At 35.8% G+C, this 21,160-nt stretch carries 22 protein-coding genes, 2 tRNA genes, 1 pseudogene and 2 riboswitches; of the genes and pseudogenes, 9 read left to right on the top strand and 16 right to left on the bottom strand.

Annotation, left to right across the window (positions count from 1 at the left end; all coding sequences use genetic code 11):
• Positions 1 to 141 precede the first annotated feature (141 nt).
• A complete protein-coding gene (locus tag RVS70_RS16100) occupies positions 142 to 1,422 on the top strand; it encodes a DUF5068 domain-containing protein (protein WP_026679907.1) in 1,281 nt (426 codons plus the stop codon).
• Between the two features lie 207 nt (positions 1,423 to 1,629).
• Here RVS70_RS16100 and RVS70_RS16095 read toward each other — a convergent pair whose 3' ends face one another.
• Positions 1,630 to 2,022: a hypothetical protein gene (locus tag RVS70_RS16095; RefSeq protein WP_121604259.1), complete on the bottom strand. Its 393-nt coding sequence runs from the start codon at positions 2,020 to 2,022 to the stop codon at positions 1,630 to 1,632.
• 107 nt (positions 2,023 to 2,129) lie between these two features.
• Positions 2,130 to 3,572: an MDR family MFS transporter gene (locus RVS70_RS16090; protein WP_121604258.1), complete on the bottom strand. Its 1,443-nt coding sequence runs from the start codon at positions 3,570 to 3,572 to the stop codon at positions 2,130 to 2,132.
• 115 nt (positions 3,573 to 3,687) lie between these two features.
• Between RVS70_RS16090 and RVS70_RS16085 the strand changes: the two genes are divergently transcribed.
• On the top strand, positions 3,688 to 4,554 hold the full coding sequence (locus RVS70_RS16085; RefSeq protein ID WP_205389386.1) for a TetR/AcrR family transcriptional regulator: 867 nt from the start codon (positions 3,688 to 3,690) through the stop codon (positions 4,552 to 4,554).
• Positions 4,555 to 4,988: 434 nt separating this feature from the next.
• Here the strand turns inward: RVS70_RS16085 and RVS70_RS16080 are convergent, their stop codons facing one another.
• The gene (locus RVS70_RS16080) at positions 4,989 to 5,306 is read right to left on the bottom strand and encodes a DUF4870 domain-containing protein (RefSeq protein WP_026679911.1); all 318 of its coding nucleotides are present in this window, start codon (positions 5,304 to 5,306) and stop codon (positions 4,989 to 4,991) included.
• A gap of 239 nt (positions 5,307 to 5,545) precedes the next feature.
• On the opposite strand from RVS70_RS16080, the gene RVS70_RS16075 reads away from it, so the two are divergent.
• Complete coding sequence (locus tag RVS70_RS16075) at positions 5,546 to 5,758, top strand: hypothetical protein (RefSeq protein ID WP_152525393.1); 213 nt, start codon at positions 5,546 to 5,548, stop codon at positions 5,756 to 5,758.
• 202 nt (positions 5,759 to 5,960) lie between these two features.
• Entirely contained in the window at positions 5,961 to 6,185 is a 225-nt protein-coding gene (locus tag RVS70_RS16070) for a DUF3221 domain-containing protein (protein ID WP_026679912.1), read from the top strand.
• Positions 6,186 to 6,408: 223 nt separating this feature from the next.
• Here RVS70_RS16070 and RVS70_RS16065 read toward each other — a convergent pair.
• Positions 6,409 to 6,481, bottom strand: a tRNA-Arg gene (locus tag RVS70_RS16065).
• A 224-nt stretch (positions 6,482 to 6,705) separates the two neighbouring features.
• Between RVS70_RS16065 and RVS70_RS16060 the strand changes: the two genes are divergently transcribed.
• Together RVS70_RS16060 and RVS70_RS16055 are read left to right on the top strand one after the other, a co-directional pair.
• The gene (locus RVS70_RS16060) at positions 6,706 to 7,356 is read left to right on the top strand and encodes a deoxynucleoside kinase (protein WP_121604256.1); all 651 of its coding nucleotides are present in this window, start codon (positions 6,706 to 6,708) and stop codon (positions 7,354 to 7,356) included.
• Between the two features lie 14 nt (positions 7,357 to 7,370).
• Positions 7,371 to 8,054 (top strand): deoxynucleoside kinase, encoded by a 684-nt coding sequence (locus RVS70_RS16055; protein WP_026679913.1) that lies wholly within the window; start codon positions 7,371 to 7,373, stop codon positions 8,052 to 8,054.
• A 132-nt stretch (positions 8,055 to 8,186) separates the two neighbouring features.
• Here RVS70_RS16055 and RVS70_RS16050 read toward each other — a convergent pair whose 3' ends face one another.
• The 4 genes and pseudogenes from RVS70_RS16050 to proC all read right to left on the bottom strand — a co-directional run bounded on the left by RVS70_RS16050 (position 8,187) and on the right by proC (position 10,565).
• Entirely contained in the window at positions 8,187 to 9,299 is a 1,113-nt protein-coding gene (locus RVS70_RS16050) for an RNA-guided endonuclease TnpB family protein (protein ID WP_121603756.1), read from the bottom strand.
• Positions 9,300 to 9,334: 35 nt separating this feature from the next.
• A pseudogene (locus tag RVS70_RS16045) lies at positions 9,335 to 9,444 on the bottom strand (transposase); the annotation flags it as partial.
• Complete coding sequence (locus RVS70_RS16040; protein WP_026679914.1) at positions 9,441 to 9,737, bottom strand: TIGR04104 family putative zinc finger protein; 297 nt, start codon at positions 9,735 to 9,737, stop codon at positions 9,441 to 9,443. The gene RVS70_RS16040 and the pseudogene RVS70_RS16045, both read right to left, overlap by 4 nt.
• Before the next feature lie 15 nt (positions 9,738 to 9,752).
• A complete protein-coding gene (gene proC, locus RVS70_RS16035; RefSeq protein ID WP_034678423.1) occupies positions 9,753 to 10,565 on the bottom strand; it encodes a pyrroline-5-carboxylate reductase in 813 nt (270 codons plus the stop codon).
• A gap of 432 nt (positions 10,566 to 10,997) precedes the next feature.
• Between proC and RVS70_RS16030 the strand changes: the two genes are divergently transcribed.
• Positions 10,998 to 11,741 carry a GTP pyrophosphokinase family protein gene (locus RVS70_RS16030; protein WP_026679916.1) on the top strand — a complete coding sequence of 248 codons (744 nt, stop codon included), beginning with the start codon at positions 10,998 to 11,000 and terminating at the stop codon, positions 11,739 to 11,741.
• Between the two features lie 96 nt (positions 11,742 to 11,837).
• Here the strand turns inward: RVS70_RS16030 and RVS70_RS16025 are convergent.
• The 5 genes from RVS70_RS16025 to RVS70_RS16005 form a co-directional block, all read right to left on the bottom strand.
• Positions 11,838 to 11,930: transfer RNA gene (locus tag RVS70_RS16025), tRNA-Ser, on the bottom strand.
• A 279-nt stretch (positions 11,931 to 12,209) separates the two neighbouring features.
• Positions 12,210 to 13,415, bottom strand: a complete 1,206-nt coding sequence (locus RVS70_RS16020) for a M20 family metallopeptidase (protein WP_321134013.1) — start codon at positions 13,413 to 13,415, stop codon at positions 12,210 to 12,212.
• Positions 13,416 to 13,444: 29 nt separating this feature from the next.
• Positions 13,445 to 14,263, bottom strand: a complete 819-nt coding sequence (locus RVS70_RS16015) for a MetQ/NlpA family ABC transporter substrate-binding protein (RefSeq protein ID WP_026679918.1) — start codon at positions 14,261 to 14,263, stop codon at positions 13,445 to 13,447.
• Between the two features lie 86 nt (positions 14,264 to 14,349).
• A complete protein-coding gene (locus RVS70_RS16010; RefSeq protein ID WP_026679919.1) occupies positions 14,350 to 15,000 on the bottom strand; it encodes a methionine ABC transporter permease in 651 nt (216 codons plus the stop codon).
• The gene (locus RVS70_RS16005; RefSeq protein ID WP_321134010.1) at positions 14,990 to 16,021 is read right to left on the bottom strand and encodes a methionine ABC transporter ATP-binding protein; all 1,032 of its coding nucleotides are present in this window, start codon (positions 16,019 to 16,021) and stop codon (positions 14,990 to 14,992) included. The genes RVS70_RS16010 and RVS70_RS16005 overlap by 11 nt, the downstream gene beginning before the upstream one ends.
• A gap of 72 nt (positions 16,022 to 16,093) precedes the next feature.
• Positions 16,094 to 16,197: riboswitch (SAM riboswitch) on the bottom strand.
• Positions 16,198 to 16,278: 81 nt separating this feature from the next.
• A riboswitch (SAM riboswitch) is annotated at positions 16,279 to 16,385 on the bottom strand.
• 189 nt (positions 16,386 to 16,574) lie between these two features.
• On the opposite strand from RVS70_RS16005, the gene RVS70_RS16000 reads away from it, so the two are divergent.
• Together RVS70_RS16000 and RVS70_RS15995 are read left to right on the top strand one after the other, a co-directional pair.
• On the top strand, positions 16,575 to 17,630 hold the full coding sequence (locus RVS70_RS16000) for an NAD(P)/FAD-dependent oxidoreductase (RefSeq protein ID WP_026679922.1): 1,056 nt from the start codon (positions 16,575 to 16,577) through the stop codon (positions 17,628 to 17,630).
• Positions 17,631 to 17,646: 16 nt separating this feature from the next.
• Positions 17,647 to 18,612 carry an ABC transporter substrate-binding protein gene (locus RVS70_RS15995; protein WP_321134008.1) on the top strand — a complete coding sequence of 322 codons (966 nt, stop codon included), beginning with the start codon at positions 17,647 to 17,649 and terminating at the stop codon, positions 18,610 to 18,612.
• Positions 18,613 to 18,734: 122 nt separating this feature from the next.
• Here the strand turns inward: RVS70_RS15995 and RVS70_RS15990 are convergent, their stop codons facing one another.
• The 3 genes from RVS70_RS15990 to RVS70_RS15980 are packed head-to-tail and all read right to left on the bottom strand — an operon-like array spanning position 18,735 to position 20,599.
• Positions 18,735 to 19,064, bottom strand: a complete 330-nt coding sequence (locus RVS70_RS15990; protein ID WP_026679924.1) for a hypothetical protein — start codon at positions 19,062 to 19,064, stop codon at positions 18,735 to 18,737.
• Positions 19,052 to 20,149 carry an anti-sigma factor gene (locus RVS70_RS15985; protein WP_051388246.1) on the bottom strand — a complete coding sequence of 366 codons (1,098 nt, stop codon included), beginning with the start codon at positions 20,147 to 20,149 and terminating at the stop codon, positions 19,052 to 19,054. Before RVS70_RS15985 ends, RVS70_RS15990 begins: the two co-directional genes overlap by 13 nt.
• Before the next feature lie 3 nt (positions 20,150 to 20,152).
• Positions 20,153 to 20,599, bottom strand: coding sequence for an RNA polymerase sigma factor (locus RVS70_RS15980; protein WP_321134005.1), 447 nt, complete (start codon positions 20,597 to 20,599; stop codon positions 20,153 to 20,155).
• Positions 20,600 to 21,160 lie beyond the last annotated feature (561 nt).

Below are 21,160 nucleotides of genomic sequence, written 5' to 3'. Positions count from 1 at the left end.
TTTCATATATGAATTTATAAAGGGCTAAGATTATTTAATTATTTCATTTTAAACAACAATAGAACTTTTTACCGATATAAAACTTACAATAGTTGTAGTATTATTTCACTAACTTTACAATTTTATGGAGGTACCAGATTCATGTCGAAAAAGATAATTATGCTACTCATCACAATCGTTATTACTGCCCTCATTGTAAGTGGATGTGGCAGTGATAAAAATGAAGCAAAAGATAGTGAAGCAAATGATGCTAAAGAATCAGCCACTACAAAAGAAGACTCAAAAAATGAAGCAAAAGCAGAGGAGGAAACAAAAGAAACAGTACAACAAGAAAGTGATGGTTCAAATGATTTCTCCAAGTTAATTAGCTACATGGAAGAACAAACAGAAGGAACTACGGAAGTGGTTTATGAAAATAATGAACCACAAACACATGAAATGGAAGGTGTAACTGTTTCATTAGATGGTTACTCACTTGTGGAGCTTAAAGATTTCCATACAGATTACGCCATTCCATTCAATGATCAAACAAATGGCGGAGTCATTGTTGCAAAATACACAGTGAAAAATGATACCGACAACGATGCATATTATATGCCATCCTTCTATTTATCTTATACAGGAGCACAGAAATCTTTCAATAATTACCGAGATTTATTACCTGAAGAAGAACAGCTTCCTACAAAGTTGGCTCCATCTAATGACTATGTCATTAAATCAGGGGAAACGATAACTGGTTATTATACTTATCCTTTTGGTGAAGACCAATGGAAGCAAGTGCTTGCAGAATCTACTGCTACAGCAGAAGTCCCTGCACCACAAGCTAAAAAAGATGATTTCTCTTCTACCTTTGGCAAAAAAGGTACGTTTACCTTTAGTCTAAATAAAGAAGGAGCAGAAAAAGTAGAAGATAATAAAGCATTTTACCAAGACAAAGCAACTGCAGGGAATATGGGCGATAAAAAAATGCTAAGTCAAAAAGACGGAATTGGGGAAAGTGAAAAATTAGGTGATATTACGGTTACACTAGATGGTTATCAGTTTACAGAATTTAAACCAAATAAAGAAGAAGCACCACGCTTTGAGGCATTTTCTAATGGAATCGTCTTATTAACCGTGAAATTTAACATTGACAATAAAAGCGATTCTGAGGTTGCACATAGCTCCATTATGTCGAAGTTAACGGTAAATGACGGCTCTCAATATATGCTAAATGAAGGCATGTTACTTAACTATAAATACGATGATATGATTGAATCAGGTAGCGCTGGTGAATTACTCCAAATCTATACGTTAGACCAAGAACAATACGAGAAAATCTGGAAAGATAAATCATTCGAGGTTGAAATCGGACCAATGAAAGACCAAGAGGCAAATGATATATCAAAAGGAAAGAAAGCTACATTTACATTACCAAAATAACACTGGAATATGCGAGTGATGTAGGAAAGTGAGCAGTCTGTTAGGAAAGCTCACTTTCCTTTGAATTAACAAAAACTTACGAATACCCTTCAGTGCTGTTTTTATTATAGAAACACGATGTAGCCTTCGTGTAATTCTTTTTCACTGTTTAAAACGTTTACGCCTTTATCAGTGCTGTAGCTAAAAAAATTACATAAATGAAGTATATTAATCTAGTGAGTTTTTTATTAATTTAAATCGTTCATTGATCATGCCATGAGGGTTTATATTTTTATGTGTAACGGCTTTCGATGAAAAGCTCGCAAAATTTAATCCTGCCCCAAAAATTTGTAAAGCTCCTTCAGCCAAGTTCCCTTTTTTTAATGCTTCGATACCATCTTCGATAAAATTATTGCTCTCATCTAAATGGCAATCTGCTATATATTTATCTCCCTCGTGAAATAATTTAAGGTTTTCCAAAATTTGATTAGCTGTTTTTTCTGATATATCGGCATCAATATTCATAAGCATTTCGTTTATAGGCTTAACTAGATTGCCATACAAACTATCATATGCTTCGCAGTAATCATTTATTTTTTCTCTTAGCTCTTTTGCGTTCATAATCTAACCCCCCACTATTAAATTCAATTATAGTATGCTCCGATTCATTTACTTTATCAAAACAACTGCTTAAAATACTTTCCAAAAAAAATCCTCTAAATATTTTCCTATCTACCTTTTCGGTTATCCTTAATTAGAAAGCAGATTATGAATGCAAAAATAACAAGTACAAAAGCAGCCATAAATCCATTATTTATCCCTTTTACCATAGCTTTAGAATATGAACCGGCTTCCGTCAAGACATGTTGACTCGTAGAGAAATTACGAACCGATATCGTCATCACGCCTACCATAATAGCTGCACCAAGTGAAGCAAATACTTGGCGTACAGTATTATTTGCTGCTGTACCATGGCTAACTAATTTCTGAGGTAGCGCATTAATTCCAGCAGTTGCAAGTGGCATCATCGTTAGTCCCATTCCCACCATTCTTAACATATAAAAAAAGATTAGCCACCATATGGTTGTCTCATTCGTTAGAAACATGAATGGGCATGTACCAATGAGGAGAATAGTCATTCCAACAATAGTTAACGTACGAATACCATACCTATCAAATATCTTTCCCGATATGGGAGAAATGATCCCTAAAACAATAGCACCAGGAAGCAGGATTAAACCTGATTGAAGTGCAGAATAGCCAAGTATTTTTTGTGTAAAAATTGGAAGTAGAATTTCAGATCCGATCATTGTCATAAAAATAATAGAGACAATAACCGTTGTTACAGCAAAGGTTCTGCTTTTAAATACACGTAGTTCCAACAAGGGCTCTTTTAATCTAAGTTGTCTTAAAGAGAACATTAATAAGATTACTATCCCTATCACGCAAGTAATCCATACAATTGAATTACTCCACCCTGTATCTCCAGCAAGGCTAATACCATATAACAATGATCCTAAACCAATACAGCTTAATACGAATGATAGAATATCCAACTTCGGTTTTGTTAGGGGAATTACATTTTTAAGTAAATAAAATGCTAAAAATAGATTGATAACAGCCAATGGTAAAACAAAATAAAATAGATACCGCCAATGATAAACGTCAACAATCCACCCAGCTAAAGTTGGACCAATTGCCGGTGAGAAGGCGATAACAATACCAACGAGCCCCATTGCCTCTCCTCGACGATTGGCTGGGAAAACTAAAAACATCAATGTTTGCACTAATGGAATCATTACACCTGATCCAATCGCTTGGATGATCCGTCCAAGCAATAAATGGGAAAACGTGGTGCTTAGCGCACAAATTATTGTCCCCAATATGAAGCTTCCCATTGCAATCAAATATAGTTTTCTACTTTCTATTTGATGTAATAAATAAGCAGAAGCAGGGATTAAAATTCCATTTATGAGCATAAATGAAGTGATTAACCATTGTGCATCATAAGCAGAAACATGTAAATCCTCTATTATTTTAGGAATTGCTGTAACTAATAACGTTTGATTTAAAATAGTTAGAAATGCTCCCATTAATAAAACAACAACAAAGCCAGCTCTATTAAACGGTTTCCCATTAATGTCTACTGGCTGAGAATTAGATTCTTTCATTATTATTCACACCTTTTTACTTTAGTTTATTTTTTTATACTTAAGTATAATTCCATTTATATAGTATAGGTGCTATAATAAAAATGTCAATATATTTTTTAGGAGAAGAAAATACATGGCAAAAGAAAAACAGATCGTTGATGCTGCAAAGTTGTTATTTCAAACCAAAGGTTTTCACTATACCTCTGTTCAAGATATTCTCAAGCATTCAGGAGTTTCCAAAGGGACCTTCTATAATCATTTTTCCTCTAAATCCCAATTAATTCTTTCAATTATTCAAGAAGTCGATGCAAAGGTGGAAGAGCAACAAAAGCAATTATTAATAGAAGGCAATATACATAGTAAACAAACGCTTTATTCACAGCTTCGTGTAAAACACGCCCTTTACAGCTCTGAAAATATTCTAGATCTCTATAATATTGCGTTAGCTGAAAATGATGAAAAGTTGAGCCAATATATGCATGAGAATCATTATAATGAATTAAACTGGTTAGCCAAACGTTTAATTGATGTCTATGGGATGGAAATTGAGGCAAATGCTATGGACATAGCTACTCATTTTACTGGTGGATTAGGTTATCAGATGCGATATTCTAACCAAATGAACCTAAACACCAATAGTTCGTCTATTCTTGACTATAATATTCTTCGATTAGAGAAGAATATAGAGATTACAAAACAAGCTAAACAAATTCTTTTTCCTTTTAACTTTGGGAATTGGAATGAGACGGAAGAATCGATTGTCTGGAAGATCAGGAATCTCCTCGATCAGATTAATCATGACATAAACACGAGGGAAGAAAAGGAATTAATTGATTTTATTTTAGAAGAATGCGAACAACACACACCAATCAGGTGGAGTGTTTGTGAGGGAGCAGTTCGTCAATTACACACGATTGCATCTTCTCTACCTAAAAAAGAGCAACAATATCAGGAAGTAGTTGACCTCATCGTCAGTCAAGCAAGAAAAAATAATCGTTGATATGCAGTGGAAATTATTTTACTCATCAACATAATTATAAGCGCAATTGGTTGAGGCATAACTAAACTAGGTATAGCTAAAGCCGAATAACATTTTATTCTTTCTTCTCATTCTGAGATAGACGCTTTACACTAGCACGGTCTCAGTTAATGCGGCTAACCAAAATTTGCTTAACTGCGTGGATCTTCGGACTCGATCTGTTTCCATAGGGGATTAACTCCCCCTCTTTTAATAGTTATCATCACTATTTCAAAAAATTGAAAGATAAAAATAAAACTCTAAACCACTGTCCGGGTATCACTTTGTATACTCGGATTATGGCTCGGAGTTTTTTTATCTCAATTTATTTTGTCTCTTCCTCATTTCTTTAAAATCCCAGTTTGTAATCTAGAAAACCAAAATAGCTATTAAATGATAAGAGCTTTTCATTTATATTAATTTTCATTTAGCACTTTGATCCCTCTCACAAGATTCCAAATGAAAAAATACACATTTACAATAACAGCGAGAATAGCTACACCTATTAAAATACCGCCATTAACGGTTTGACTTAATTGACTGATTCCTAGTGTTACAGCAATTACAATAATGCAAACAATCGTTATAAATGGAACAAGATGTGCCCACAATGCTTTTATTGCATGGTGCTTTACACTTTTATCGGCAACAAAATAAACAATAATAGGAAAAAGAAATGGGGCAAAAAAGATACTAAAATAGCTGAGCGAGGACAAAATATTATTTGGCTTCATATAAATCACCCTTTTTTTAAAGTTCCTAAACCACTTTACCACAAAGAAGCCATATATAGTCTTACGGTTTTGTAAGGTAGTAGCATCTTTAAGTGGCTCAGTCGTGGCGAATCTGGATTAATTGAATATACAACGCAAGAGGTTGGTCAGAAAATTACGATATAGAATATGATTATGCAGTAATAAAAGTACAACCTATAGGTGATTTTCATGTAGGCGAGGTCACTGGGACACTTAGCATGACAGACCAACGTAATCTAGATTCTGAAACTCTAAGTATCTATGGATATTCAGGAGATTTAATGAGTGAGGATAATCAGATTTCTCAATGGGTAATGTGTGGTTCAGTTTACAATTGGGATCAAAATATGGTTTATTATAAAATTGATACAAATGGTGGACCTAAAGCTGACGATGAGTTGATAACTTTTGTACTCACAATAGCACCTTAGTATCAACTCTATAGATAAAGAAAAGAACCTCATATCAAATAGGTTCTTAATTACATATCATAAATCTTTATGTATAAAACAATATTTTGGAGGTTATGAAGTTTGTTAAGAAAAAGCATGTCTCTTAGTTATTTGATCATATTATTCATTTTTATTGTAGGTTGTACTAACAATGGAAATCAACAAAAAGACCTAAATCAAGATGTCTCGCCAAAAAGATCCACCTAGGAATGGAGGAAAAGAAGGTTATGTAATACAAAAATACGAAACTACTTTTTTATTTGCACCTACTTGGGAAGAGGAATTGTTGGAAAAATATGAAGAGAGTAAATTGGGAATAAGCTATCCAAATGCAATATCTGTTAATTTATCAGATGTAGATATTAATTTAGATGAGATAGAAGTAGGCCAACCAATACGAGTATGATTTGATAGAATATTGGAAAGTTTCCCCCCTAGTAGACATGCTGTTAAGGTTGAAATTATGGAAAAATAAGTACCCCATCCAACTAAGGACGGGGCTTATTTTTTGCTACAATTATTATTGTTCTGTTTCAAGGTAAAAAATACCCCTCATAAAGTGGCGAGAACAGTAGTTCTAATTTAATAAGTGGTATGAGCAATTTCAAAAATGAAAGCCCATAAAGCTACGCCCCCGGCAGGATTCGAACCTGCGACACACGGTTTAGGAAACCGATGCTCTATCCCCTGAGCTACGGGGGCATGATTGCATGAGTAAGAAAACTAGATAACAATGAAATTATCAATAAAATTCTTCCAATTCATGCTTGATATAGAATTGGATTTTCTAATCCAGCACTATCCATTATACAAAATTACAACGACCTTGAAAAGTACTATACGAAATTATACATGGTACTGCTTTAACTTGTATGATAAAATATAATACATCTGTTTTAGGTAGTTATGGATTGGAGGATGAAGCTATGGCAGGAGTTCCTTTTATTGCAATTGAAGGACCAATTGGTATTGGAAAGACATCGCTTGCCAAAAAAATTTCCTCACATTTTGATTTTCACTTATTAAAGGAAATTGTGGAGGAAAATCCATTTCTCGGAAAATTTTATGATGATATTGAGGAATGGAGTTTTCAAACAGAAATGTTCTTTTTATGCAATCGATTTAAACAATTAGAGGACATTGATACAAAATTTTTAAGCAAAAATAAATCAGTAGTAGCTGATTATCATATATCGAAAAACATGATATTTGCAAGACGGACACTCCCAGTTAATAAATTCGAGAAGTACGAACAGATTTATCATATTTTAACAAAAGATATGCCCGTTCCAAATATGATGATTTATTTGCATGCAAGCTTGGATACCATTTTGCAAAGAATTCATCAACGCGGAAGAGAGATAGAACAAAACATTAAGCCATCTTATCTTGCACAGCTGTCTCAGGATTATGAGGATTACATGAATGAATTCGAGCTCATGCATCCAACTATTCCCGTTATCCGCATTAATGGAGACGAGATGGATTTTGTCCGCTATCAAAATGATCTAGACAGTATCATTAATCAGGTCAATCTACAGCTTAAAAAAGTCGCTGAAGAGGCGAGAAAAGGTTAAAGGGGAACACAATCATGCATTTAAGAGAAAAATATCTTATTCCAAATGACAGTATTATTACCATTGCTGGTACTGTCGGGGTAGGGAAGTCAACAATGACAAACGCATTAGCAAAAGCACTTAAATTTAAAACATCGCTGGAGAAAGTAGATACAAACCCTTATCTTGAGAAGTTCTATGCTGATTTTGAACGCTGGAGCTTTCATTTACAAATTTACTTCTTAGCAGAACGCTTTAAAGAACAAAAAAAGATCTTTGAATACGGTGGTGGATTCATCCAGGATCGTTCCATATATGAGGATACAGGAATTTTCGCAAAAATGCATTATGATAATGGAACGATGTCAAAAACGGATTATGAAACATATACAAACCTATTTGAAGCAATGGTCATGACACCATACTTCCCGCATCCTGACTTACTCATTTATTTGGAGGGATCCTTTGATGAAGTGCTAGCACGTATTCAAGAACGTGGGCGTGAAATGGAGAAAAGTACACCAATTTCCTATTGGGAGGAAATGTACAAGCGTTATGAAGAATGGATTAATAACTTCAATGCATGTCCAATCCTAAGGATTAATATATCTGATTATGATTTGATGAAGCAGGAAAATTCTATTGAACCTATTCTAGAGAAGATTGGACATTTTATTCAGCAATCTAGAAGATGGAAATCGAGAGAGTTAATGAAATAGGAAGTGAACTACTCCCACCACTTAACACCCTTACGGGTTGCTTGAAGTGGAGGTTTCTTGGGTAATCACCACTTTTGGTAGCTGACGAAATGGACCAAGCTAACCCTCTTGTTCCAAGAGTTTATATTTTCATTAGGCACTTGCTAATAAGCGAATGCCTTCTTTTTTGATATTGAGAGCTGAATTATAATCTCTATCGAGATTTAGCCCACACGAACAAGCGTATGTTCTAATTTCTATAGGCATTGGTTGGGTATTTCCGCAACTCGAACAAGTTTTGGTAGATGGGAACCATTTATCAATTTTGATAAGTTGTTTCCCTTGTTCTTTTAGTTTGTACTGTAAGAAAGAAGTGAACATTCCCCATCCATTATCAGCTACGCTTTTACCGAATTTAAGTGCTTGTGACATTCCTTTCATGTCTAAATCTTCAATCACAACAGCATCGAAGTTAGACACTAACTCCTTTGACTTATGGTGAAGAAAGTTCTTGCGTTGATTGGCAACTTTCTCTTGAATGTTAGCTACTCGAATACGTTGTTTATTCCAATTTGCAGAGCCTTTCTTTTTACGAGAAAGTTTACGTTGTTCTTTTGCTAATTTATTAAGTATTTGTCGATAAAACTTAGGATAATTGGCTTTCTCACCCTCACTATCAACAAACAACCCATCCATTGAAAAGTCTAAGCCAACAACTTTTTCAATTTCCTTCCTTTTTATCTCCTTCTCGTACTCTGTAAGAATCGAAATATAGTATTTTCCTGATGAAGTCATAGACAAGGTACAAGATTTGATGGTGTACTCCGAAGGAATTGCTCGATGTTGCTTGATTTTGACCATTTTTAATTTAGGTAATTTGATATGACCATCCAACAACTGAATATTTCCATTGACGACATTCGTTGTGTAGCTTTGTTTATGGCGTTTGCTTTTGAATTTTGGGAACCTGGCATGCCCTTTGAAGAAGGCTTTATATGCCTTATCTAAATTTAGTTGAGCGTTTGCCAACGCTAATGAATCGACTTCTTTTAGCCATTCGTATTCTTTTTTGTAATTGGCAGGAGTAGGATGTTTTACCTTTTTCCATGCTTCTTTATCATCTTTTAGGGTTTCATACGTTTCTTTTCGTTCTGCTAACATTTTGTTATAGACAAAGCGAACGCAACCGAAGGTTTTACGTATAACCAAAGCCTGTTCATCTGTTGGATACAATCTAAACTTGTACGCTTTATTTTGTTTAGCCATATCAAATCACCTCACTTTATCCTTTGATTTTCAATCTATTTTTTAACTACTTCAATAGGCGAACCGCCAGTCGTCAACAAACAAAACTTCTTGACCAAAACATTTCTTTCCATAACTTTTTACAAACATGAGGAAAATCCCTTACCACAATGGTTCCTCTTCTTTGCTTAAGCCAATCATAAACGGTGTTGTCGTCACGATACTAATCAATAAAAGCAGTCCAATTAAAATCACATAAGGTATAGAAAGATTTAAATAGATATTACCTATTAAAATCAAGGGTAATAAGATTAGAGATGTCATACTACTTTTCTTTCTGCTGTTCGCTGATAGGTAATTCGCTTCTTCACAATACGGGCACTTCATTTTCATTCGAAAGGAACGCTTTAATGTATCCATATAGTTCCAGTTCTTATCGCAATGAGCACAACTCGGCATTGCTGTACCTCCTTATTATTCCTTCCCTAACGCTATGGATCGATCCCGTGCTGCTTGCACACACTCGATGATTATTTGTTGAAATCCATTCTTCTTTAAAGATTCTAGACCCGCTTGCGTTGTTCCTGCTGGGCTCGTAATTTTTTTTCGTAATACATCAGCTGTATCTTCAGATTGGCTAAGCATTTCACCAGCCCCAAGAATTGTTTGGGCAATTAAAGCCTTTGCCGTATCCTTATGCAACCCAGAATCAACGGCTGCTTTTTCCATTGCTTCTACCAAATAATAAATATACGCCGGGCCGCTTCCAGAAATTGCTGTTACCATATGCATATCTTCCTCATCAACTACTACCGTTGTTCCAATCGTATTAAATAGCGTAACTGCTTCCTGAACATGATCCTTACTTACACCTTTTCCAGCAGAGATAGCAGTTGCAGATTCACCAATAGATGCTGAAGTGTTTGGCATTGCTCGAATAACTGGTACGTTTATACCGATAAATTGTTTTATAGCTGTAGTAGAAATACCTGCTGTTACAGATATAATTAATTGATTCGCTGTAATATAGTCCTTAATAGAATCGATGGCTTGCTCTATATCGTATGGTTTGGTAGCCAAAATAATTATGTCTGTATCTGTTGTTATCTTTTCTTTATCCATTACGCTATTAATTTGATACCTTTTCTCTAGTCGAGAAATTCGCTCCTGATTACTTCGATTGGTTACTGAAATATGATTATTATCTACGATCTCTGCCCGAACCATTCCTGATATAATTGCTTCAGCCATTGATCCTGCTCCGATGAATGCGATTTTTTTATCCATTTCCAATTACCTCCTAGATTAAATTCAATACGTTCCGTTAGATACTTACTACTTATTTGTTTTTCCAAAAAGAAAAGCTCCTTTCATCCTTCAAATAAGGACGAAAAGAGCATTTCCGCGGTACCACCTAAATTGACATAGCTAACCTATGCCCAGCTTTTATTGTTAACACAGTCTTCATCTGCGGTCAGTTTTTATTCTAACGGCTCCTGGATAGGTTCATACAAGTCGTTTACGTCTGGGATCTTTCAGCCGATGGATCCCTTTCTCTTTCGTACGCCCGCTGCATTACTGGTCCAATCACTGCCTTTTTAAAATATTATTTGGTTAGATATGTACTATATGCTGAAATGCTTCAAATGTCAAGAAAACGTGTAATTTAGGTTAAATTAAGCTAAACTAAAAATAATCATCAAGGAAAGAAGGGCTAACATGGCTAATTCAATAAATCAAATTCAGCAGCTTAAACAAATTCGCGATCAAATGACACGTTTTATGATGACCTATAAATTTGGTCTTGATGAAATTAACACAAAGCTTCAGATCCTTCAGGAGGAATTTCAGCATTTCCATGACTATAATCCGATTGAGCATATTAAATCAAGGATAAAATCTCCAGAAAGTATTCTAAAAAAAATGTACCGAAAAAATCTAGATATTTCACTTGAATCCATTAGAGAAAATATCCATGACATTGTAGGTATTCGTATTGTTTGTTCGTTTATTTCTGATATTTATCGCGTTAGCGAAATGATTCAGCAGCAAAAGGACATAACCGTGATTTCCTGTAAAGATTATATAAAACATCCTAAATCCACCGGTTATCAAAGTCTCCACCTTATTCTTTCGATACCTGTGTTTATGTCAGATCGTGAAGAACATGTATATGTAGAAATTCAAATTCGTACCGTTGCTATGGATTTTTGGGCAAGTCTTGAGCATAAGATTTACTATAAGTATAATAAAGTAATTCCTGATCATTTATCAAAAGAATTAACGGATGCTGCGAAAGTAGCATCAGACCTCGATTTACGAATGGAACAATTACATAATGAAGTGAACCATATAAAAGCACAGGAAGGTGAAGACAACGATTTACAATTATTAAAAATAGCTAATGAAAGCTTTGCACTTCCTCGTAAACTTCTCGAATCATTTATAAAAGAAACGAAATAAGCAAACTTCAACAATTCCGTTTCCATATACAGCGAAAAAAACCGCTACATGGTAACGGTTTTTTTATCTCCAAAATTTTATGCGCTATTTTATAAATGGAGGAGGTAGAGGGATTCGAACCCCCGCGGGCTGTTACACCCCTGTCGGTTTTCAAGACCGATCCCTTCAGCCAGACTTGGGTATACCTCCGTGACAACAAAATATAATATACCATGCATAAATAAGCTTGTCAATGACAATAATCCATTTCGGAAATTTCCGTCATTTACAGATGTGTATATTTGAATTCACTTCATACATGCTTATCACTAAAAACCTCTATAAACAAAGTGAAAGTTCAATTCAATAGAGAAATTACTGTATGCGGATAACCGAACACTCTGGATCCAAAAAGGCTAGTTGAATCGTTAAAAATTATGGAGGAAATGAGAATGTTATCTTCATTCCCCCATATTCCCATTATCCCTATTATGCTTGAGTTCTTTCAACATATTCTTCATAAATACGTGCATAGACTGCTTTATCGGTAATAAGCTTTAAAGCAGTAAATGCGGATGCCTTGGCTGCAACAATGAGAGCCTCATCAGCCTGCTTTGATTTAGCAGCTTCACGAAAGGCTACGGTATGACCAACTAAGTCACTAGAACCAATTTTAATATGCGGATGGATTGTTGGAACAATCTGACTAATATTTCCTGTATCTGTTGATCCCAACGTTTTTCTTTCTTCTGTGTTAACTGTCTCCCCTAATTCTTCGACGACTTCTTTAAAAACGTCATCAAAACTACGATTTATAATAAAATTATCGACCTCATTTTGAAATGGGGTAACCTTCAGCTGTGAACCAGTTGCTAAAGCCGCTCCTTCAGCAATCGACTTAACCCGATCAGTTACTTCATTTAATGTATTTCTCGATGCTGCTCGGATGAAAAATCGTGCCTTTGCATATTCAGGAACCACATTAGGAGCATGACCACCATCTGTAATAATTCCATGAATACGTACATCACTTGGTACATGCTGACGTAAAGCATTTATCCCGTTAAACAATTGGATCACACCATCCAATGCATTTATTCCTTCTTCTGGATGCGCTGATGCATGAGCTGGCTTCCCAAGAAATTCGAAATCTAATGGATCTACAGCTAAGCTTGGTGACGTTAGACTAGTTTCGGCACCTGGATGTACGATAATTGCAGCATCAAGCTGGTCAACAAGCCCTCCCTTTACAAAACTTCCTTTCGCACTGCCATTAGGTCCACCTTCCTCAGCTGGTGTTCCTAATACAACTAAATTCCCACCAATTTCATCAATTACTTTACTTAGACCAATTGCAGCAGCAATACTGGTGGCGCCTATCACATTATGGCCACATGCATGCCCAATTCCAGGCAACGCATCATATTCCGCTAAAAATCCAATGGTCCGTCCTTTAACTCTACCATGTTTCTTTGCGATAAACGCTGTTTGGTGCCCGGCTATATCTTTTTCAACGTCAAAGCCTTCCTCAACTAAAATATCTGTTAATGTTTTAACTGCAAAGAATTCCTGATTTCCGATTTCTGGGTTCTCATGTATGGTATGACTAATCCCTATATATCTTTCTTTATTCGCATCAATATAAGTTGCAATTCGCTTTTTAAGTTCCACAATATTACCTGTAACGATAGTCATCTTCTTCACCTCTCTATATTATTATTTGTCTAATGTCCTATTTCATTTAACGGTACGAACGTTGGAATTGAATTTCCGTCTCTTTCTTTTTCTATAAAATTCGCAACATCCTCGGTTTGATAAATATCTGCTAATTTCTTCAACACTTCATCATCTTGATCCTCTTTTTGGACAGCGATGATATTTATATATGGCGTTGCTGTTTCATCTTCATGGTAAATGGAATCATCTAACGGGCTAAAACCTGCATCAACTGCAATCCCATTATTAATAATAGAAGCATCGACATCAGGTAAAACACGCGGTGTTTGACCAGCCACTAGCAATTCAAATTGAAGATTCTTTGGATTCTCAACAATCTTATCTAATGAACCATTGCCATCAAATCCTTCTTCTAACGTTATCAACCCTGCGTCCTGTAACAACAATAGACCTCTCCCCATATTTGTTGCCTCTTTTGCTAAGGCAATGGTTCCACCTTCTGGAATATCTTCTGGACGATCATGCTTTTCAGAATATAAGCCCATTGGAGCAATAACTGTTGTTGCAATTGGGGTTAAATCTAAATGATGTTCTTCAATAAAAGCATCAAAATAAGATACCGTCTGAAAAGCATTTGCATCGATTTCCCCCTCAGCTAATGCTAAGTTGGGCTGAACATAGTCAGAAAAACGAACGATTTCGACATCTATCCCTTCTTTTTTTGCTTTTTCTGCCACGTAATCCCAAATGGCTGTATCTGATCCACTAATCCCGACTTTCACTGTTGTAGCTGCATCACTACTCGAACATGCTGTGATAATGCTTGTCAATATAATCAATAAAAAACGGATGGTTATTCTTTTCATGCTGTTCTCTCCTTATTTTTAAATACGTTACTTAACGATAAATGCTTTAAAAAATAGCTAGAAAAAAGCGTTCAAATTAATAGTCATTACCGACGTCTAATTTTTTTAGAAATGAAATTGCCTGTAGATTGTAAGCCTTGAACCATAATAACGAGAATCCCTACGGTGATAATCATAACCAATGTATCAAAGCGTTGATATCCGTAAGTAATAGCTAAGTCGCCAAGGCCTCCACCCCCTACTGCACCTGCCATGGCAGATGCACCTACGAGTCCAATGGTGGCAATCGTAATACCCAATAACAAGGAGCTAAGCGCTTCTGGAATAAGGAAGCGCATAATTATCTGTTTAGGTGTTGCACCCATAGCCTGTGCTGCCTCCATCACACCTGGATCAACCTCTAGTAGTGAATTTTCTATTAATCGAGCAATATATGGGCCCGCATATAAAATCATTGGAACAATAGCTGCCGCAGTTCCAATTGAAGTTCCAACTACCAAACGAGTAAATGGTATGACAGCAACCATTAAGATAATAAACGGAATAGATCGGAACACATTTATAATGGCATTTAATACGGTAAAAACTGCTTTATTTTCCCATAAATGACCTTTTCTTGTGACAACAAGTAAAATCCCTAAGATTAGACCAATTACAAACGAAAAAAGCAAGGAAACGCCAACCATTACAATAGTCTCCCATAATGCTTCCACAATTTGTTGACCATTAACTAACATCTGCTAGCACCTCCTTTACCGTTACCTTCTGTTGGTGAATATGCATGATAGCACGATTTATTTCATTTTCATCACCATCTAGTTTGACGATTAAATTGCCAAATGGTGTTCCCTGTAGCTCCGTAATACTGCCAAATAACACATTTACATCAACCGCATATTGCTTAGCAATTTCTGATAATAGCGGTCGTCCCGTCGATTCCCCAAGGAATACAATTCGATAAATTTTCTGACGTTGATCCAGCACTTTTAACAGCTCATATACGGATCTAGGAATATCATCATGCATCACAGACCGTACAAATTTATGTGCAATCTCTGTCTTTGGCTGTGCAAACACTTCGAATACGGAACCTGCTTCTACTACTTTCCCCTCATCCAATACCGCTACCTTATCGCAAATCTCGCGAATAACCCCCATTTCATGCGTAATAATCAAAATGGTTAGGTTATATTCTTCATTTATCTTCTTTAGCAGCTGTAAAATTGATTTCGTAGTTTCTGGATCTAGTGCTGAAGTTGCTTCGTCACATAATAATACCTTTGGCTTCGTAGCAAGGGCACGAGCAATTCCTACACGCTGCTTTTGTCCACCAGATAGTTGATCTGGATAATTATCTGCTTTATCTTTTAATCCAACAAACTCTAGTAGTTCTATAACCCGACGCTTCACTTCATCTTTTGGTACATTAGCAAGTAATAACGGCATCGCTACATTTGCGAATACTGTTTTAGCATTTAATAAATTAAAATGCTGAAAAATCATCCCGATGCTTCGTTTAGCTTCACGTAGATCCTTTGGAGAAAGGCTTAGCAAATCTTGATTATTAACCGTTACTTTTCCCGAAGAGGGACGTTCTAATAGGTTCACACAACGAATAAGGGAACTTTTCCCAGCACCACTAAAACCGATAACACCAAAGATTTCACCTTTTTCAATGTGCAAATTCACATCTTCTAATGCCTTTATTTGTTGTTGCTTTCCATTATAAATTTTACTTACACGTTCAAACGTAATCATGATGTATCACTCCTTTATGTCTGTACTAAAAATGCCTCTTCAGTTAAGAAGAGGCATCCATATACTATCCTCTTCTTATCTTTCAAGCTCTTAGCTTGCTGGATTTGGCACAGTACTTCATAGAGTCTGTTGCCGAGGTTTCAAAGGGCCAGTCCCTCCACCTCTCTGGATAAGAAGTTACGCTATAAAATTTTGTTCCGAATAAAAAAATCCCTCCTTGTTTGTAAGAAGAGATTTCCATATCTATTGGCGCTCTCTTCTTATTTTCCAAGCACAAATGACTTGTTGGATTTGGCACAGTACTTTGTAAAGTCCGCTGCCGAGGCTTCAAAGGGCCAATTCCCTCCACCTCTCTGAATAAGAAGTTTATATTTTGTAATTGATATATACAATACTACGCTTGCGACATCCTGTCAATTACTATTTGAAAATTTTTTATAAACCTGTCATTTATTTTTCTAACCGTTTATTGCTTTCCTAAAAAAATTCTGTATAATTAGTCATAGTGATAATGATTCTCATTATCATCAATGGCGAAGGAGGTAATTATAATATGCAACATTTAGATATTACAGATGTAACTATTGTTGGTGGTGGACCAGCAGGTTTATATGCATCTTTTTATAGTGGCATGAGGGATTTATCAACTCGTATTATAGAATATCAACCAAAGCTTGGTGGTAAGGTACACGTATATCCAGAGAAAATGATTTGGGATGTAGGTGGATTAACTCCTGTAACTGGAGCTACCTTAATTGATCAAATGGCAGAGCAAGCATTGACATTCGATCCTGAAGTCATTCTCAACGAAAAAGTTACAAAAATAGAGAAAAATGAAGATAACCTATTTGTATTAACTTCCCATTCTGGTAATCAATATTTAAGTAAAACAGTAATTCTTGCAGTTGGTGGCGGTATATTAAATCCAATTAAAATTGATATTGAAGGTGCAGATCGATTTGAGGTAACAAATCTGCATTATACCGTACAAAGTCTTGAGCATTTCAAAAATAAAAACATTATCATATCTGGTGGGGGAAACTCAGCCATTGATTGGGCTAACGAATTAGAACCAATAGCTAAGCAGCTACATATGGTGCATCGTAAAAATGAATTTACAGGACATGAAGCACATATTTCGCAAATCATGAATTCTACAGCTAACATCCATTTTAATTCAACCATTGAGAAGTTGCATGCTAATGCACAAGGCGATCAAATCGAAGCCGTGGAAATACGAAACCACGAGACAAATCAAGAAGAAGAAGTGAAAACAGATGCGCTTATCATTAGCTATGGCTATGAACGAGAATTAACGTTTATTAAAGAAAGCCCTTTAAATATTGAAATAGAAAGGGATTTCTTTGTAAAAGGAACCTCGAAATCAGCTACTTCCATTGAAGGTCTTTATGCAGCTGGTGATATCTTATCGTTTGATGGGAAGGTACACTTAATTGCTGGAGCATTTGTAGATGCAGCGAATGCCGTTAATCAAGCAAAACTATTATTAGAACCTGATGCAACAGCAAAAGCAAGGGTATCTTCACATAACGATAAATTTAATTCAAGAAATAAAGCGCTATTAAGGCATCTATATCAAAAATCATAAGCTAAGGAGATTGAAAATGATTAAAAAATTGCGCTTACCAGTTTTTCTAGTTATTCTTGCTGTCTTCTTATCAGCATGTGGTGGTAATAATAGCTCAGAAGAAGAATCAGAAAATCAAGATAGCAATGAAGATAATAATAAACAAGAAGAAATGCGTAGTTTTGAAACCGCTAAAGGGAATGTCGATATACCAGTTAAACCAAAACGAATTGTCACCGACTACTACGGGGGCGAACTACTGTCCGTAGGTGCAAACGTAGTAGGTGCTGAACCAACAGCATTTGATAATCCATTTATATCAGATTTATTAAAGGATGCAACAGATGTTGGCTATCCACTCAATGAAGAAAAAGTATTATCGCTAAAACCGGATCTAATCGTCGTTATGTATGATGATAATTACGAGGCATTATCTAAGATCGCTCCAACCATTCATATCCCATACGGTACTACATCCGATGTAGAAGAAACCGTTAAGCTATTCGGTGACATCACAGGTAAGCCGGATCAAGCAGAAGCATTCCTCACTGACTTTCATAAAAAAGGAGAGGAAGGTCGTAAAAAATTAGAGGGTGTTATCGAGCCGGATGAAACATTTGGCATTTATGAGCTTACAAACAAAGGGGAATTGTGGACCTTTGGTGATAATTCGGGTAGAGGTGGACAAGCCTTGTATAATGCGCTCAAATTAAAGATGCCAGAGAAGAACAGTGAAGGAGAAAGTACGAAACAGCTTTCTCTAGAGGTACTCCCTGACTATGCAGCTGATTATATGTTCTTAACCACGTATGACCCTGAAAATGAAGGGACAGCTTTACAAGACTTGAAAGATTCTGCTGTTTGGAAAAATTTACAAGCTCATAAACAAGATCAAATCTTCTATAATGACTTTGATATTTTTTATCGTTACGACCCAATTGCAGTAAAGAAACAAATTGATTTATTCGTTGAGATGATTATCGAACGTAAAGAAAATCAGTAATCAAGTAAAACAAACTACTTGTTGGTCACTTACCAGCAAGTAGTTTGTTTAATATAAAGATGGACTACTCCAAGATTTCTAGTATTTCTCTGTTTTCCATGTGAAAAACGTTTTTACTTTCCTCATGGCTTTGGATAAATGCTTAGCTCAAAGAAACCGACGATAACAATACAAAATGCGGTAAATACATAAATACTGAATGCTAACAAGGTAAAGGTTTTTTTAAAATTTATTCTTGTTAAACTAATTAAACCAAAAAGTGTACCAAGAAAGGGTAGTACACCAAAGAAGATATTCGTAAGTCCCGCAACTTCACCGAAGGTTAGTAAAAAAATATTTAAATAGGCTAATGTAAGCAATGCACATATAAAAGACGCGATACCAAATTTCGTTTCTCTTAATTTTAGTCGTTTCTTTTTTTCTTTTCTATGAAATAAACTTACCAATTCCATAATCGCACCTCCCCTATATGAATCGCTCGAATTGCTTCATTTTCTTGTAGTTTTAATATCTCTTTTGTAGGTCCTGTAAGTACCCCGGCATAAACATGAATCCCATGGTTCATTAAATAACTAATCCGATCATTCAGCTCTAATGATTTTGCATGGGAAATGGCTACCGCTTGCTCTTCATATTTTTCTAGTAAATGAAGACTATCTAAGAATTGTGCTTCATTTGATTTTGAATTATTGTACGGTGACCAAGCATCAGGATCTGTTTGGGCAGGATAACCGATTGGCGCCAGATATCTTCCTTCTAGATCTTTACCTGTGGATTCTAAACCAGTATCTATAGCATACCATCGCCATTCCACATCCATTCCATCTACGATGTCTGGCATTTCATCTGGGTTTGTAAGTTTATTTAGTGAGACATATATTTCAGAAACAGTTCCTTCTGGCAGTTTTTCAAGTGTATCCCAAGCTGTATTATCTCGATTCGTAATCGTTGCTTTAGGGTGATATAGTTTTTTTGTATCAAAATATGGGATTCGCTCTTTCGGAGATTCTGTAATATAGTTTCGTACTGGCATTTTTGCATCATCGAATAGATATTTGACCTGCCACTCCCCTTGCTTTATATCCTTTTTGCCAATTCGTTTGAAAAGATCCATCTGAACTTGAAAATGAAATAAATTAATCTGCTCCTCTATCTCCATTTCTTCAAGACTAACATTTGGCTCCGTGACGTAAACTGTATTAATTGCAACATCTATAAGTTCTTCAGCCTTATTATTCACGCCATAGTACAGATAACTAGCTATCACCATAATAGGGTATATGAGTAATAGGATCATAACAACATAGGCTACTAAGGAAAATTTAGCATGCCGAATACTACTGTTTAGAATTTGCTGGACTTTTTCCGGAGGTATATCTTCACGATCATTCTCCTGATCAACAGATGGTATCTCTTTCCCTAGTATTTCCTGATAATCATCAAGCCTATCTAATTCCTCCTCTACTTCCAGAGCTTCCTCCTCTGACAGCTCACCATTATAATATTTTTTTAGCTTTTCTTTCCATTCTGTGCTCATGCTTCACTCCCCTTTTTTATAAAGCTGTCTAAGTCGTCCTCTTCCACGGAAAATATGGGATTTCAAGGTGTTCTCCTTTACTGATAGAATAGTAGCTGCTTCTTTATAGGAATATCCTTGAATATCACATAGAAGAATAGCATCCCGCTGTAAGGGCTTCAATTGATCAAGCTTTCGGTACAATTCTCTAATATGTAAGTGTTTTAAAAAATCTAGTTCTGTTGATTGATCGTGAGCTATTTTCGAAAAAAATTCTGGTTCCTGATAAACAATTCTTTTACTGTGCCTCATATAATCAATGAAAAGATGGTAGGCTATTTTAAACAGCCATGCTTTAAAGGACTTTGGCGGTGATCTATCTAATGCTATGTATGCTTTCATAAATGTATCGTGAGTCAAATCCTCTGCTAATTCCTTATCCTTACATAGGGAGAATAAATATCGAAACATCTAAAATATAAAGCTTATATAAGTCTTGTATATCCAATATTCCTCCCCCTTCCTCCCTAAATAACGAATTCGCCTCATAAAAAGTTGCAGCTCTTTAGAATTTGATGCACTTTTTTAATAATTCGAAAGTAGCAGATACAATAACAAAAGCGGAAACGCCTGATTAGAAACGTAGCGACTGGAGCGATTCAACGGAGATAAAGGAATCACGGTGAGCTTGTGAGCCAATGATGACTTAATCGTAGGGCGATTCGTGAAGTAGCCTAGTTACTGGACGCTGGAGCTGGATGCAGCCCAACACGCCTATATTTATCCATAGGGGAAATTTTATAATTTCCTAGAAAAAAAACGGAGCAAAATTCGCTCAGTCCTTATCACTACATGCTCAGATTTACGCTCCCTCTAGTAGCTATTATGGAATAATAGCTACTTCTTACTTGACCACCACTCCGGCTGCCCACTTCCCTTTCCGTGGGGTTTGTCCTTCAGCTAACTTTTTTAGCAAAACCCGCTCAAAAAAGTGGATCTTCAGGTCAAACATTTCCCACAGGAGTTGAAGTG

It is taken from the genome of Virgibacillus sp. M23, assembly GCF_034190895.1.
GTDB classification, from domain to species: domain Bacteria; phylum Bacillota; class Bacilli; order Bacillales; family Amphibacillaceae; genus Virgibacillus; species Virgibacillus salarius.
This window is presented reverse-complemented; position numbering and strand designations above follow the sequence as displayed.